2 protein-coding genes and 2 pseudogenes are annotated in these 17,807 nt (G+C 33.9%); all 4 read right to left on the reverse strand.

Annotated elements, in window-relative coordinates:
- Nucleotides 1–15 precede the first annotated feature (15 nt).
- On the reverse strand, nt 16–270 hold the full coding sequence (locus LNQ49_RS23325) for a phosphopantetheine-binding protein (RefSeq protein ID WP_428978348.1): 255 nt from the start codon (nt 268–270) through the stop codon (nt 16–18).
- A 66-nt stretch (nt 271–336) separates the two neighbouring features.
- Nucleotides 337–1,890: pseudogene (locus LNQ49_RS23330) on the reverse strand (non-ribosomal peptide synthetase); the annotation flags it as partial.
- Nucleotides 1,873–6,621 (reverse strand): annotated as a pseudogene (locus tag LNQ49_RS02650) (amino acid adenylation domain-containing protein); the annotation flags it as partial. The pseudogenes LNQ49_RS02650 and LNQ49_RS23330, both read right to left, overlap by 18 nt.
- Nucleotides 6,609–17,804 carry a non-ribosomal peptide synthetase/type I polyketide synthase gene (locus LNQ49_RS02655; protein ID WP_229987232.1) on the reverse strand — a complete coding sequence of 3,732 codons (11,196 nt, stop codon included), beginning with the start codon at nt 17,802–17,804 and terminating at the stop codon, nt 6,609–6,611. The pseudogene LNQ49_RS02650 and the gene LNQ49_RS02655, both read right to left, overlap by 13 nt.
- Nucleotides 17,805–17,807 lie beyond the last annotated feature (3 nt).

Raw genomic sequence — 17,807 nt, forward strand, 5'->3', positions numbered from 1 at the left:
TCTTACTTAAAATTTTTATATTATTGACAACTCAAAACTGATATTCTCATCATTGACCTTTTTTGCCTTACACTTTTCAATTATTAGACTAATCATTCTAAATTTAAAAACATCAGCTACTTTAACATTAGATCCTAATAACTTGCTCATACGATGCGAAGCCTGTATCGCCAAAATAGAATTACCTCCTATTTTGAAAAAGTCATCCGTGATTCCCACTTGATCTAATCCCAGTAGTCCCATCCAGATTTCACAAACTGCTATTTCCATTTCAGTAGTTGGAGCAACATAATCTACTTCAGAAGAAGTAAATTCAGGATCCGGTAAAGCCCGTTTGTCTAATTTACCATTGATGGTTAATGGAAAAGATTCCATTGCAACCAAGGCTGTCGGAACCATATAATCTGGTAATACTTCCGATACTCTATTTTGAATAGCAACCGAAGTCATATCGCAATCTGATACATAATAACCTACCAAGTATTTAGTGGTAGTCGTTTCAGTCTTTCTTTCTTTAGCCAACACACATACCTGATTGATTCCATCAATTTGTGATATAGCATGTTCGATTTCACCCAACTCGATACGATACCCTCGAATCTTGACTTGGTCGTCGTTTCTACCAAGATATTCTATATTACCATCTGGTAACCAACGTACCAAATCTCCCGTTTTATACAATTTTGTGTAGCCTTTGGCTTTATCAGCTTCGGTAGCAAATGGATTGTTTACAAAGCGTTCCGCTGTTAAATCAGGACGGTTTAGATATCCTCTGGATAAACCCGCTCCTCCAAGATACAATTCGCCTGTAACTCCTATAGGAACAGGTCTTTGATTAGAAGACAAGACATACACTTGGGTATTTTGAATAGGCTGACCGATTTGTTCTACCTCATCTGTTAGTATTTGTTTTCCTATTGCATAAATACTAGCTTCAGTTGGACCATAATAATTAAACAGTTTTACTTTATCTGACCATAATTTTGCTGTTTGTTTATCACAAGGTTCTCCGGCGTATATCAAGCTAATTAAATCTGAGGTTATGTTTTGATCTAATTGACTTAATAAAACGGGTGGTAAATAAGCTAAATTAATTTTGTGAGTCGAAAAATAATTGGATAAACCAATACTATCAATCCTAATCGAATTGGAAAGAATGTGCACCTCTAATCCTTGTAAAAGACTGCTGAATAGTTCGGATACAGAAACATCAAAAACATAAGAAGTATAGGCTGTTACCTTTTTAATTTTCTGGTGGTCATAAACACTAAATAAATCATTAATAGTATTGGAAGCTGCCTTATGTTCAATCATCACCCCTTTAGGTTTTCCTGTGGTTCCTGAGGTGTAAATCACGTAAGCCAGATCAGTAGATTGACTCTGTTGACCAAGATTGGTATTGTCTTCTCTCAGGTAAAATTCTTCTGATAAATCGATGTGAATAACCTTATCCTGCGGGAGTTCCTTTTCATCTAAGTGTCTTTGACTTAAAACAACCGCTGCTTGGGTATCTTCCAAGATATAATCAATTCTTTCCTGAGGATAACTTGGGTCGATAGGCACATAAGCACCACCAGCTTTTAAAACTGCCAATATTCCAATAACCATTTCCAAACTTCTGTCTAGAAATAAGGCAATAAACGTGTCTGGAGTAAGTAATTGTTTCGTTTTTTCTTGATACTGCTCTCTAATATAACGCGCTAACTGATTGCTCTTTTCATTAAGTTCATTATAAGTTAATTCAGCTCCATCATAAACTAAAGCAATATTATTTGGAGTCTTAGCGACTTGTTCTTCAAATAATTCTTGAATCGTTTTGTCTTTCGGATATTCCTTATCCGTTACATTCCAATTGTAAACAAGCTGATTATACGCTACCGAAGTAAGCAAACTAATTTCGCTATACGCTTTATTAGGTGCTTGAGTTAACTCATCTAAAAGATGAACATAATGATGGATTAACCTAACTATTGTTTCTTTATCAAACAAGCTAGTAGCATAGCTAATCTCACCTGCAATTTCTTCCCCACTATCATCAATAAAAATCGACAAATCAAATTTTGCAATCTCATAAACATCTTCTATCTGAAAAGGTTTAAGGTAATTTTTCTGATCATTGGACGTTCTCTCAGAAGCACCAAAACTTTGTACTGTAAACAGAACCTGAAAAACAGGATGTCTTGAGGCATCACGTTCAACACCTAATTCATCAATTAATTTCTCAAAAGGTAAGTCCTGATGCAATTGAGCATCAGTTTGATCATGATGAACCTGTTGAATCAGTTCTTCAAAACTTTGAGAGTTAGTAAGCTGTGTTCTATGTGCTTGTGTATTGACAAAAAAACCAATAAGTCCTTCTGTTTGCCTATGGTGACGGTTGGCTGTTGCAGTACCAACCACAATATCATTCTGTCCCGTATATTTACTCAAGAGAATATTCACACTACTTAACATCAAACTGTTTAAGGTTATTCCGTACTGATGAGTCAATGCGCGTAATTTTTGACTAAGCTCTTTATTAAGTGTAAACTCCTGATGGTCTCCACTATAATCTATTTCTGCTGGTCTGGTATAATCCGTAGGAAATTCCAAAGTCTGGAATCCTGACAGTTTATCTTTCCAATAACTTAACTGTTTTTCTAAGGTTTCCCCAGTCAAATACGCTCGTTGCCACAACGCATAATCCTTGTATTGAATCTCTAATTCAGGTAAGTTGAAGTTTTTATCGTTGCTAATATAAGCTTCATAATAAGCCGATAATTCTCTTTGAAATACCTCCATCGACCAACCATCACTAGCAATATGATGTGTTGTAATCAGCAATATTGTTTTATTTAATGATACACCAGATGCAGATTCAATAGTATAAAACGTAATGCGGATAGGATATTCTGTACTTAGATTAAAAGGACGGTTGATGTCTTCTTCAATCAAGGACTGATAATCATCGGTATCCATTACGCGAACTTCTCCGATAGAAAGCGCTTCATCGTGTACTTTCTGAATACCATGTTCCTGAGCTTCGTTTTGTTCAATGGTACTTCGCAATACTTCATGTCTTGAAACAATCTGTTGCAAGGCATATTTTATACCTTCTTTATCTGTAGTTACATCAAGTTCATATAAACCTGGCATATGATACGCATTGGTACCTTGTTCATATTGCTCGATAAACCACAGGCGCTCTTGGGCAAATGAAAGTGTGCCTTGATTGGAATCTATTTTTGGGATAATTATTTGTGATTGTCCAGTTGCATGAACCAATAATTTAGATATGGTTTTGTGCTTAAAAATATCAGCCACTTTAACATTAGATCCTAATAACTTGCTCATACGATGTGAAGCCTGTATTGCCAAAATAGAATTCCCTCCTATTTTGAAAAAATCATCTGTGATTCCCACTCGATCTAATGCAAGTAAGCTCATCCAAATCTCACAAACTGCTGTTTCTATTTCGGTGCTTGGAGCAACATAATCTGCTTCAGAAGAAGTAAATTCAGGATCAGGTAAGGCGCGTTTGTCTAATTTACCATTGATGGTTAATGGAAAAGATTCCATTGCTACCAAGGCTGTCGGAACCATATAATCTGGCAAGACTTCCAATACTCTATTTTGAATATCCACCGAAGTCATTTCGTAATCCGATACATAATAACCGACCAAGTACTTAGTGGTCGCTGTTTCGGTTTTTCTTTCTCTAGCCAACACACATACCTGATTGATTCCATCAATTTGAGACATAGCATGTTCTATCTCGCCCAACTCGATACGATACCCTCGGATTTTAACCTGATCGTCGTTTCTACCAAGATATTCTATATTACCATCTGGTAACCAACGTACCAAATCGCCCGTTTTATACAATTTTGTGTAGCCTTTGGCTTTATCAGCTTCAGTAGCAAATGGATTGTTTACAAAACGCTCTGCTGTTAAATCAGGACGGTTTAGATATCCTCTGGATAAACCCGCTCCTCCTAAATACAATTCACCTGTAACTCCTATAGGAACAGGTTTTTGATTAGAAGACAAAACATACACTTGGGTATTTTGAATAGGCAGACCGATTTGTTCTACCTCATCTGTTAGTATTTGTTTTCCTAGTGCATAAATACTAGCTTCAGTTGGACCATAATAATTAAACAGTTTTACTTTATCTGACCATAATTTTGCTGTTTGTTTATCACAAGGTTCTCCAGCGTATATCAAACTAATTAAATCTGAGGTTATGTTTTGATCTAATTGACTTAATAAAACGGGTGGCAAATAAGCTAAATTAATTTTGTGAGTCGAAAAATAATTGGATAAACCAATACTATCAATCCTAATCGAATTGGAAAGAATATGCACCTCTAATCCTTGCAAAAGACTGCTGAATAGTTCGGATACAGAAACATCAAAAACATAAGAAGTATAGGCTGTTACCTTTTTAATTTTCTGCTCGTCATAAACACTAAATAAATCATTAATCGTATTGGAAGCTGCCTTATGTTCAATCATCACCCCTTTAGGTTTTCCTGTGGTTCCTGAGGTATAAATCACATAAGCCAAATCAGTAGATTGACTCTGTTGACCAAGATTTGTATTGTCCACTTTTTTATACAACTCTTCAGTCAAATCGATGTGAATAACCTTATCCTGTGGAACTGTCTTTTCATCTAGGTGTCTTTGACTTAAAACAACCACTGCTTGGGTATCTTCCAAGATATAATCAATTCTTTCTTGAGGATAACTTGGGTCGATAGGCACATAAGCACCACCAGCTTTTAACACAGCTAGTATACCAATAACCATTTCTAAACTTCTGTCTAAAAATAAAGCAATAAGCGTGTCGGGAGTAAGTAATTGTTGCGTTTTTTCTTGATACTGTTCTCTAATGTAACGCGCTAACTGGTTGCTCTTTTCATTAAGTTCATTATAAGTTAATTCAGCTCCGTCATAAACTAAAGCAATACTATTTGGAGTCTTAGCTACTTGTTCTTCAAACATTTGATGAATTGTCTTCTCCTTTGGATACACCTTATCGGTTGCATTCCAATTGTAAACAAGCTGATTATACGCTACTGAAGTAAGCAAACTAATTTCGCTATACGCTCTATTTGGCGCTTGTGCCAACTGATCTAAAAGATAGATAAAATGATTCGATAGTCTCGAAATACTCTCTTTATCAAATAAACTTGTGGCATAACTAATTTCACCTGCAAGTTCTTCCTCACTATCATTTATAAAAATGGAAAAATCAAATTTTTCAACCTCATAAACACCTTCTATTTGACGTGCTTTAAGATAATTCTTTTGTTGTTCAGAATTATCACCTTGATCTCCAAAACTTTGCACTCCACACATTACCTGAAAAATAGGGTGTCTTGAGGCATCTCGCTCAACACCCAATTCATCAATTAGTTTTTCAAAAGGTAAGTCTTGATGCGATTGAGCATCAATTTGATCCTTATGAACGTGTTGAATCAGTTCTTCAAAACTTTGAGAGTTAGTGAGTAATGTTCTATTGGCTTGCGTGCTAATAAAAAAGCCTATTAAGTCCTGTGTTTGCCTCTGACTTCTACCTGCGTTAATACTTCCAACAACAATATCATCTTGTCCCGTATATTTACCTAAAAGAATATTCACACTACTTAGTATCAAACTATTCAAGGTTACCCCATTACGTTGAGCCAATGCTCGTAATTTTTGACTAATTTCTTTATTAATTCTAAAATTATGAAGAGCTCCACTATAATTTATCTCAGCTGGTCTTCTATAATCCGTAGGAAATTCTAAAGTTTGAAATCCGGATAATTTTTCTTTCCAATAGTTTAATTGTTTTTCTAAAATTTCTCCAGTCAAATTAGACCTTTGCCATAAAGCATAATCCTTGTACTGAATCTCTAAATCTGGTAAACTAAAGTTTTTATCTTCCTTAATGTAAGCTTCGTAATATGCTGATAACTCTTTTTGAAATACTTCAATTGACCAACCATCACTAACAATATGATGTGTAGTAATCAATAATAAAGTCTTCAATGAAGTGTCAGAATCAGATTTAATCGTATAAAACGTAACACGAATAGGATACTCTTTATTTAAGTTAAAAGGACGATTAATCTCTTCTTTTATAAGTAAATTGAAATCGTCAGTAGCATCTAAGACAATTTCTTCAAAAGACAAAGGCTCGTTATGCAAGACTTGAATACCTCCTTCTTGTTTTTTCCCATATTCAATGGTACTTCTAAGCACTTCATGTCTTGAAACTATCTGCTGCAAAGCATACTTTATACCTTCCTTATCAGTTGTAGTATCTAATTCATATACTGCTGGTAAATGATAAACATTCGTTCCCTGTTCATATTGCTCAATAAACCACAAACGTTCTTGAGCAAAAGAGAGAAGAGATTCATGCATATCTGTTTTAAAGATGCGTTTATTTAAAAAATCATCTTCAGAAAAAATTTTATTATTAAATAAAAATGATTTAATCTCTGGTTTTAACTTAATTATGATTTCTCTTAATTCAGGACTTTTAAAATCATCTGATATTAATAAATGGATATCATTTTCTTCAATCCATAACAAAGAATCATTTTTCTTAAAATCATATATTAATTTGATTACTTCTATATTGTCCATTTTTCTCTTTTAACATTAACTTTAATAGTATCCTTAACCAAAATATTCTTTAAATTATTTGTGCATTTATGTTTAAACAAATCGGCAATGCCAATGTCTACATTAAATAATTCGGTAATTTGATGTGATGCGCGTATCGCAAGAATTGAGTTTCCTCCAATTTTAAAGAAATCGTCATAAATTGATATTTCTTCTAATCCAAGTATATTGGCAAATACTTTGGCTATTTTGAATTCAGTTTCCGAATAATCGTCTTCTAAAATCCTAATTTCTTTATCAGTTGGTTTGTTGCTATTAGAACTAAACAGTTTGTCTTTTAATTCTTTTATATTCAACTTAGATACTGCAAGTTGTTCGTATTTTGTCTGATTAATTAAATGGTAAAACAACTCCGAACCTTCATTGTAGTCAACAGAATTTAAATACATTAATCGATCTAAATCTTGTGAAAAATTTTGTGTTTTTATGTTTTCAGATAATTCCTCTTTACTTGTATAATTATCGTACCACCAAAGCCAATTGACAGAAATGATTTTAGTGTTTTTGAATTTTTTCTTATTTACAGATAAATAATCTAAATAACTGTTAGAAGCACAAAATTCAATTCTATTTGCATCACCAATAAGGCTTGATAGTGATGATTTTGAAGCAATAAAATTCAGGTGATTTAAATCGACAGAATTAATTAAATGGTCTAATCCATAAATTCTTCCTTTGAAGGCATTTTTAACATTTTCTAATTGATATTCATTAATATCTAGTGGAGATGCACCTTCGGTATGTATAATACCCGTTATATTGCCATAAGTCAATTTTGTTTTCTCTATAAAAGCATTTACTTTTTCAAAACTGTATAAATCAACACATTCAAATTCAAATGAAGAACCAAATGCTTTAAGTGTTTTAATTATTTCAAATCTTTCAATTTCATAAGCTGATAATATTGACTCTTTATAAATATCATCACTACTTATTAAAATAAATTTCACTTTGTGTTTACTAGCAATATATTTTGCAGTTGGTAAAGCAAAACTGCTTAAGTTACCAGTAATTAAAATAACGTCTCCATCCTTAATTCTGCTTTCATTCGTTGATACGTTAGCTACATTTTCAAATCGTTCAATCCATAATTTTCCAAATTTGATAGCTAATAATTCATCCGATTTTTTATAGTTCACCTCTTTAACAAGATGATTAATGTAGTTGAAAATGTTTTCATTTTCATAACCGATATCAATTATTCTAGCGTCTAATTTTAGAAATTCGTTATTGATATTTCTAATAGCACCAACCAAAGTTCCATTGAATGGATTAATAATATCATCATTCGTAATTTGTACTAATCCGTTTGTTAACACCAATAAATGGTCCCTATCAATATTGTTTAACAAATATTGACGAATTAAAAACAAAGAATAAAAACTATAAGATAATGCATTCTCTGAATCAGACGGATTGTTAATTGAACTGAGATGAATAATCGTTTCAAAGGCAATATTGTTTGCGCTTAAATATTCAGATAACTCTTTAAAATGATTTTCTTTTTGAGGGTTAAGCTTAAACTGATTATTATCTGTTATAAAAATATTTGTATTCTGATGGTTTACATCTAATACTACTAAATGACTGTTTTTTGCTATACGATTAAAATCATATAAATTAAGCTGATCTTCTTTTATAAAAATAAGCGCATTTTTATAAACAGTTACATCAGTTCTATATTGTTTATCCAAATTAAAAGCTGGAACCCACACCGGTGCGCTCAACCATTTTTCTTTAGGAAGCAATGCCAGTTGGTCTTTTGTTTTAGTCTCTTCAACTCTTTCCAACCAACATTTTTGAAGATCAAATTGATACACTGGTAAACCTTGCTGCAACTTTGCTTGTTGAAACAAATCTGGGGGGTTCGGTTGATTGATAATACCATTGATCCAAAGTTTGGCAATAAGCTCTTCTTTACTACTTAACTGATTCTCCTTGTTTTCCTCTGCTTCTTTTACTGATGCAAATAACTGTACTGAATGGAGGTATTTATAGTTATTCGATTTTTTATAAACATTCATAAAAGAGCACAATCCTTTACCAGGACCCACTTCAATAAAACTAACCTGATGGTTGTATTGCACACTTAAAGTGTTTATTCCTTTTGAAAATTGAACTGTATTTCGAAGTTGGTTGCACCAATATCTTGCAGAAGTAACTTCAGCTGTAGCAAACTCTCCAGTTAAATTTGAAATGAATTTCTTCTTAGGTGTATTTAATTTCACATCCGAAAATACCTTTTCAAATTTATCCAAAACCCCTTCCATCATAACAGAATGATAGGCATGCGATACGTTCAATTTTATACTTATAATTCCTCGATTCTCTAATGCCGTTTTCAGGCTTTGAATCTTATCATGGCTACCCGAAATCACAATGTTTTCTAAAGAGTTGATAACGGCGATTTCACAATGGTATTCTTTTACTATTTCCTGAATATCACTTTCAGAAGAATGAATAGCAAGCATACTGCCCGACTCCATAGACTGCATAAGTTGTCCTCTGGAAATCACAGTTTTTATAGCATCTTCTAAACTGAAAACTCCAGATAAAGTAGCCGCAACATATTCTCCGATACTATGACCAATGTAAGCATCTGCTTTAACCCCAATCTGAGTCAAATATTCAGACAAACCATACTCTATAATGAACAAAGTAATTTGAGACCATTGGGTTTGATTAATGTCAAATTGTGATGGTTTCTGGGTTGGGTACATCACCTCATTCAAGTCTACCTCTAGATATTGATTCGCAATACCAATGCATTTATCAATAATAACCTTAAAATTCAGTTCATTATCATACAATGATTTTAGCATACCTGTATATTGTGCTCCTTGACCCGGAAACATAAATACCGTTTTTGCATTGTGCTGCGTATTGACTTGGTTTTCAACAACACTTCCTTTTAAAGCAGCAATCAATCCCTCAACTGTTTCGGCGCAATAGGCACTTCTATGACTGAATTGTTCTTTCCTTTGTTGTAAACTATAGGCAATATCCCGAATAGTAACTGATTGCTGGGTATTTTGTATTCCTGCTAAATAATTTAACAAGGCTGTTTTGTTCTGTTCCAATGATGATCTACTTTTTGCAGATAGAGGAACGATGTATTTTATCGGTGAATGCTCTTCGACTATTGTTTTTTCTTGCTCTTTTGGTGTCACAATATAATCCCCTATAATCACATGGGCATTAGTACCTCCAACTCCAAAAGAACTCACTCCAGCCAAACGTTGTTTTTCCTGATTAGGCAACCATTCTCTGTTTTGTTTAAGAATTTCAAAGTTGGTTTGTTCTAAACCAAGCTCTGGGTTAGGACTCTCAAAATTAACCTGCCCTGGAATAATATTGTGCTGAAGCATTGCACAAACTTTAATTAAACTGGCTGTACCTGCGGCAGAATCGGTATGACCAATATTAGCTTTCACTGCTCCTAATACCGTTTTATGATTCAAGACTCTTTTTTTGTCCTCATTAAAAGCAAATGCTTCACGCAAGGCCTGTACTTCTATCGGATCACCTAAATGAGTAGCAGTACCATGACATTCCACATAATCAATTTCATTGGAACTCACCCCTGCCATGCGTTGAGCATTGATAATACATTCGCTCTGACCAATGACTGAAGGTGCTGTATATCCTGTTTTACGGTCGCCATCATTATTGGTAGCATATCCTTTGATAACTCCTAAGATTGCATCACCATCTTTCACTGCATCTTCCAAGCGTTTCAATAAAACAACTCCAACTCCTGAGGCACCAATAGTACCAGAAGCCTTATAATCAAAGGTTCGACAATGACCATCTTTTGAGGAAATCATTCCTTCTTCGTATAAATAACCAATATCTCCTGGTGTACCTAAAGATACTCCTCCGGCCAAAGCCATATTACAAGTACCAAGTTGTAAATTTTTACAAGCCTCCACAACCGAAACCAATCCAGTGGAACAAGCCGTATTAATGGAATTGGCTAGACCTGATAAGCCTAAGAAAAATGCTGTTTTGGTTGCCAAGGCATCTTTACTGTTCGATGCTGAGGCTTCCCACATGTTAATCTGCTCAGACATTTCTCCGTTTAGAATATGATCATAGAAATAATCATTGTTACCACTTCCGGCAAAAACACCAATATTATGACTCTTGCGCTCGCGAGAATACCCTGTAGATTCTAATACAAACCAACTGTGTTCAATAAATTTACGGATCTGAGGATTCAATTGTTTCGCCTCATTGGGTGATATACCCCAAAACAAAGGATCAAACTTGTCTGTTCCCTCTACATCGCCTGATATTGCAACGAAATTAGGTAAATCCAATAAAGACTCCTCTACTCCAAATTCAACACACTCTTCTTTATTATAAAACTTAATTCCTTCCTGTTGATTAGCAATCAAGTGCCATAATTCTGTAATATTATTTGCTCCACTAAACGCTCCTGAACTACCTATAATGGCAATTTCATGGTTACTGCTAGCAAAGCTATTGCTCTGAAGTTGATACTTAGGCAACGTATTTGGACCAATACTTTGAATGAGTTTTAAAATCGAATTGTGTTCAAATAAATCAGCAATACTGATGTTAGTGAATTCATCCAATCGGCTTAATTTTTGTTTGAGTTGAAGGCTTAATATTGAATTTCCTCCCATTTTGAAAAAGTTCTGATGAATGCTAACCTGATCGCTAGCCAAACCTAAAACTTCAGCATAAATAACACACAATTTAATTTCTAATTCTGTCTCAGGCATCACATAATCCTCAACCGTATTAAAATCAGGATCAGGTAAGGCACGTTTATCCAATTTGCCATTAATGGTTAATGGTAAAGATTCCATCGCAACCAAGGCAGAAGGAACCATATAATCAGGTAAGCTCTGAGATAATTTTTCTAAAATGGAAGTCGAATCAAGGTTTACATCTTGCATACCATCCAATACATAATAACCAACTAAGTATTTGGTACTTCCTACTTCTGTTTTTCTTTCTTTGGCCAAAACACATACTTGCTTGATGCCTTCAATTTGAGATATAGTATGTTCAATCTCACCTAATTCGATTCGGTAGCCACGAATTTTAACCTGATCATCATTTCTGCCTAAATATTCTAAACTACCATCTGACAACCAACGTACCAAATCTCCCGTTTTGTACAATTTGGTATACCCTTTAGCTTTATCAGATTCAGTAGCAAATGGATTGTCGATAAAACGCTCCGCAGTTAACTCTGGACGATTCAAATAACCACGAGATAAACTCGCTCCACCTATATGCAATTCGCCAATCACTCCTACAGGAACTGGGACATTGTTAGCATCTAAAACATAATTTTTAAAATTAAAATAAGGCTTACCAATTCCCTTAGAACCTATTCCTTTTTTATTTATATATGTTGTCCCAACTGTTGCCTCTGTTGGACCATATTCATCTATTGGGTTATCAACATACTTCGAGATGTGAGCTAATTGAAATTCTTCTAATTTTTCCCCACCAATAAAGGCTTGTTTTATTCTATAATGATCAAAATAATTCAAAGACAAATTGGCTAATAATGAAGGGGTGCCTTTGACAAAATCAATTTTATTTTCAACTAAATACTGTGCATATAAATCAACATCTGTTAACGTATCTGAATAAATAAATATCTTTTTTCCCAATAACAATGAAGAAATAGTTGTTGTTACGCTCAAATCGAATGCTAAATTTGTTGAAAAATCAACATTCTTTATTTCAGGTAATAAAACTTCATTTACATTATTTGAATAATTAATAACTGAATGATGCTCAATCATTACTCCCTTAGGTTTACCAGTTGTTCCTGAGGTATAAATAATATAGGCCAGATCAGTAGATTGAGAATATTGTCCAAGGTTTGCAGTATCTTCTTTTAGATAAAGTTCTTCTGACAAATCAATAGCAATAACCTTATCCTGTGGAAGTTTAACCTGATTGTTTTCTTTTAACTTTCTTTGGCTTAAAATAATAGTAGCCTGAGTATCTTCTAATAAATAATCAACCCTATCCTGAGGATAACTTGGATCGATAGGCACATAAGTTCCGCCAGCTTTTAGTACTGCCAATATCCCAATAATCATTTCCAGACTTCTGTCCATACACAAAACGATGAGCGTATCTGGAGTAAGAGCACTTTTGTTTTTTTCTTCGTATTGCGCTCGAATATGACGCGCTAACTGATTGCTCTTTTCATTAAGTGCATTATAGGTTAACTTCTCTAAACCAGAAACCAAAGCAACATCATTAGGCGTTTTTAGCACCTGTTCTTGAAATAATTCTTGAATGGTTTCATCCTTTGGATACGCTTTATCAGTAGCATTCCAATTGTAAACTAGCTCTTGGTAATCCTTTGAAGATAGCAAACTAATTTGACTGTACTCTTTATTGTGATCCTTAGTCAACTCATCTAATAGATAAACATAATGATTGGCTAGTTGAATAATACTCTCTTTAGTAAACAAGCTTGTAGCGTAACTAATAATTCCTAAGAGCTCTTCATTACTATCGTCAATGAAAATTGATAAATCAAATTTAGCTACTTCGTAAGCATCTTTAAGTTCATACGATTTAAATGGTGTAGTAACATTGTACTCAAAACCTTCTTTACTAGAACCAAAATTCTGCACCCCAAACATTACCTGAAAAATAGAATGCCTAGAAGTATCTCTATCGACTTCCAACTCGCTTATTAATTTTTCAAAAGGCAAATCCTGATGCAATTGAGCATCAATTTGTCCTTGATAAACCTGTTCGATTAGTTCTTTAAAATTTTGGGAAGCATTGAGTTGTGTTCTGTTTACTTGTGTATTTACAAAAAAACCAATTAAACCTTCTGTTTGGCTATGATGACGATTGGCTATTGCGGTACCAATCACAATGTCCTTCTGTCCAGTATATTTCCCCAAAAGAATATTCACAGCGCTTAAAAGCAAACTATTCAATGTAACTCCTTCTCGCTGTGCTAAATCACGTAATTTTTTACTACGTTCTTTATTCAATGAAAACTCTTCGCTTGCACCTCTGTAATCGACAACAGAAGGTCTAGCATAATCTGTAGGAAATTCAAGAGTCTGATAACCTGTCAGCTTTTCTTTCCAATATTTTAATTGCTTCGCTAAAATATCTCCTGTTAAATACTCTCGTTGCCACAATGCATAATCCTTATACTGAAGCTCTAATTCAGGTAATTTAAATGTTGTGTTGTTTTCTAGATAGGCATCATAATAGGCTAATACTTCTTTTTCAAATACCTCTTTTGACCATCCATCTGAAGCGATATGATGTATGTTGATTAATAATATCGTCTTATTTATTGTAGCATCAGAACTTGAACGGATGTTATAAAAATTAACTCGAATTGGGTATTCATTACTTAAATTGAATGGACGATTGATTTCTTCTGTAATCAACAATTCATAGTCATCTGTTTCACTCCATGTAATTTCTAAAATAGAAAGAGGTTCTTCATGTACTTTCTGGATAGCATATTCATCATTTTCTCCTTGCTCAATAGTACTTCGTAATACTTCATGTCTAATGACAACTTGTTGCAAAGCGTGTTTTAAGGCTTCTTTATTTATTGTAGCATCAAGTTCATATAAAGCTGGTATATGAAAAGCATTTGACCCTTCTTCAAACTGTTCGATGAACCACAGGCGTTCCTGAGCAAAAGAAAGTGTCCCTTGATTTGAATTTATTTTTGGGATAATTATTTGTGATTGTCCAGTTGCGTGAACCAATAATTTAGATATGGTTTTGTGCTTAAAAACATCAGCCACTTTAACATTAGATCCCAATAACTTGCTCATACGATGCGAAGCCTGTATCGCTAAAATAGAATTACCTCCTATTTTGAAAAAATCATCAGTGATTCCTACTCGGTCTAATGCAAGTAAGTTCATCCAGATCTCACAAACGGCTGTTTCTATTTCGGTGCTTGGAGCAACATAATCTGCTTCAGAAGAAGTGAATTCGGGATCCGGTAAGGCACGTTTGTCTAATTTACCATTGATGGTTAATGGAAAAGATTCCATTGCAACCAAGGCTGTAGGAACCATATAATCCGGTAAAACTTCCAATAATCTATTTTGAATATCCACCGAGGTCATTTCGTAATCCGATACATAATAACCGACTAAGTATTTAGTAGTTGCTGTTTCGGTCTTTCTTTCTCTAGCCAACACACACACCTGATTGATTCCATCAATTTGAGATATAGCATGCTCGATTTCGCCCAACTCGATACGATATCCTCGGATTTTGACTTGATCATCGTTTCTACCAAGATATTCTATATTACCATCTGCCAACCAACGTACTAAATCGCCTGTTTTATACAATTTTGTGTAGCCTTTGGCTTTGTCAGCTTCAGTAGCAAATAGATTGTTTACAAAACGCTCTGCTGTCAAATCAGGACGGTTCAGATATCCTCTAGATAATCCCACTCCTCCTAAATACAATTCGCCTATAACTCCTATAGGGACAGGCCTTTGATTGGGAGAAAGAATATAAACTTGTGTGTTTTGAATAGGCTTGCCTATGTATACGTTTTTAGTTGAATTAGTCTCATAAAACGTAACATCAATTGAAGCTTCTGTTGGACCATAAAGGTTGTGTAACTTCAATGATTCTCCAATACTATTCTTATACGTTTGTTGAACCGTATTGTTATTTAAGGCTTCTCCACTACAGAAAATTTGCTTTATTGAAGGACTAAATTTATTCTCTTGTTCTAATAAATAATGATTGTAAGCCTCTAACATACTTGGAACAAAATGAAGTGTCGTCACTTTCTCTTTTTGAATCAATTGATGCAAATACTCACTATCCTTATGACCATCTGGCTTGGCTATAACAATTTTAGCTCCATACCAATTAGCCCATAAAAGTTCCCATACAGAAACATCAAAAACATAAGGTGTCTTCTGTAAAACAACATCTTCTGAATATAAAGGATACAAATTTTGCATCCATTCTATTCTATTAACAATACCTGAGTGATTTAACATCGCTCCTTTAGGTCTACCTGTCGTTCCTGAAGTGTAAATCACATAAGCCAAATCAGTAGATTGGCTGTGTTGATTAAGATTTGTATTGTCGTTTTTATACAGTTCTTCTGATAAATCGATGTAGACTACTTTCTCTTGCGGTAAAATGCTAAGACTATCCAAATGTCTTTGGCTCAATATAATCTGTGCTTGGGTATCTTCCAATACAAAATCAATGCGCTCTTGTGGAATTGTAGGATCGATAGGCACATAGGCTCCTCCAGCTTTTAATACCGCCAATATCCCAATAATCATTTCCAGACTTCTGTCTAGACACAAAGCAATTAGCGTGTCGGGAATAAGTTCTTTTTGCGTTTTTTCTTGATACTGTTCTCTAATGTAACGTGCTAACTGGTTGCTCTTCTCATTAAGCTGAGTGTAAGTTAATGACTCTCCTTCATAAACCAAGGCAATATTGTTAGGCGTTTTTTCAACCTGATCCTCAAATAACTCCTGAATGGTTTTATCCTTTGAATAGGCTTTATCAGTAGCATTCCAGTCGTGAATAATTTGTTGGTAGTCTTCAGAATTCAATAAACTAATTTCATTATGAAACTTATTTGAATTTTGAGTGAGTTCATTTAAAAGATAAATATAATGATTGGTCAATCGAGCAATACTCTCTTTTGTAAATAAACTTGTAGCATAACTAATCTCTCCTAAAAGCTCTTCCTGACTGTCGTCTATAAAAATAGATAAATCGTATTTAGCTACTTCATAAACATCTTCAAAGTCATACGTTTTAAATGGTGTAGCATCATTGTACTCGAAACCCTCTTTGCTAGAACCGAAACTCTGTACTCCAAACATTACCTGAAAAACAGGATGTCGTGAAGCATCACGCTCAACTCCTAATTCATCTATTAACTTTTCAAAAGGTAAATCTTGATGCATTTGAGCATTAACCTGATCGTTATGAATTTCTTGGATTAAATCTTCAAAACTTTGCGAACTATTTAAAATAGTTCTATTGGCCTGCATATTGACAAAAAAGCCTATCAAACTCTCTGTTAGTCTGTGATGACGATTGGCAATAGCAGTACCAATAACGATATCATTTTGTCCAGTATATTTACCCAAAAGAATATTAACACTACTTAAAAGCAAAGTATTTAATGTAACTCCTTCTCGCTGTGCTAAATCACGTAATTTTTTACTAAGCTTTTTATTCAATGAAAACTCTTGGCTCGCACCTCTGTAATCGACAACAGCAGGTCTAGCATAATCAGTTGGAAATTCAAGAGTCTGATAACCCGTTAACTTTCCTTTCCAATATCCTAATTGTTTTTCTAAAATGTCTCCCGTTAAATAATCACGTTGCCACAGTGCATAATCCTTATACTGAAGCTCTAATTCAGGTAAACTGAAGTTTTTATCGTTGCTAATATAAGCTTCATAATATGCTAATACTTCCTTTTCAAATATCTCTTTTGACCATCCATCTGTAGCGATATGATGTATGTTGATTAATAGTATCGTTTTATTTAAAGAAGCATCCGTCTCGGATTTAATAGTATAGAAATTAACTCGAATTGGATATTCACTACTTAAATTGAATGGACGGTTGATGGCTTCTGTAATAGATAATTCATAATCATCTGTTTCACTCAATGTAATTTCCAAAATAGAAAGAGGCTCTTCATTTACTTTCTGAATAGCAAATTCATCATCTTCTCCTTGCGCAATAGTACTTCTCAATACCTCATGTCTAGTGACAATTTGTTGTAAAGCATGTTTTAAGCCTTCTTTATTTATTGTAGCGTCAAGTTCATATAATACTGGAATGTGATAGGCATTAGTTCCTTCTTCAAATTGCTCGATGAACCACAAACGTTCCTGAGCAAACGAAAGAAGTGATTCTTGTGTATTGTGCCTAAAAATTAACTTACCTTGGAATTCAGCTTTTGAAAAAATTTTATTAAAAATCAGAAAATCAAATATTTCAGTTTTAAATTCAGTGATTGTATTTTTTAGCTCATTACTTTTAAAATGGTCGGCAACAAACAACCTAATGCTGTTATTTTCAACCCAAAGCATTGAATCATTATTCTTAAAATCATTTATAATTTTTATTATGCTCATTAT

It is taken from the genome of Flavobacterium pisciphilum, from assembly GCF_020905345.1.
Classification (GTDB): domain Bacteria; phylum Bacteroidota; class Bacteroidia; order Flavobacteriales; family Flavobacteriaceae; genus Flavobacterium; species Flavobacterium pisciphilum.

What these genes read in the sequence shown, in the direction of transcription:
- LNQ49_RS23325 (WP_428978348.1), bottom strand. Translation starts at nt 270, where the DNA reads ATGGAAATAGCAGTTTGTGAAATCTGGATGGGACTACTGGGATTAGAT.
- LNQ49_RS02655 (WP_229987232.1), bottom strand. Translation starts at nt 17,804, where the DNA reads ATGAGCATAATAAAAATTATAAATGATTTTAAGAATAATGATTCAATG.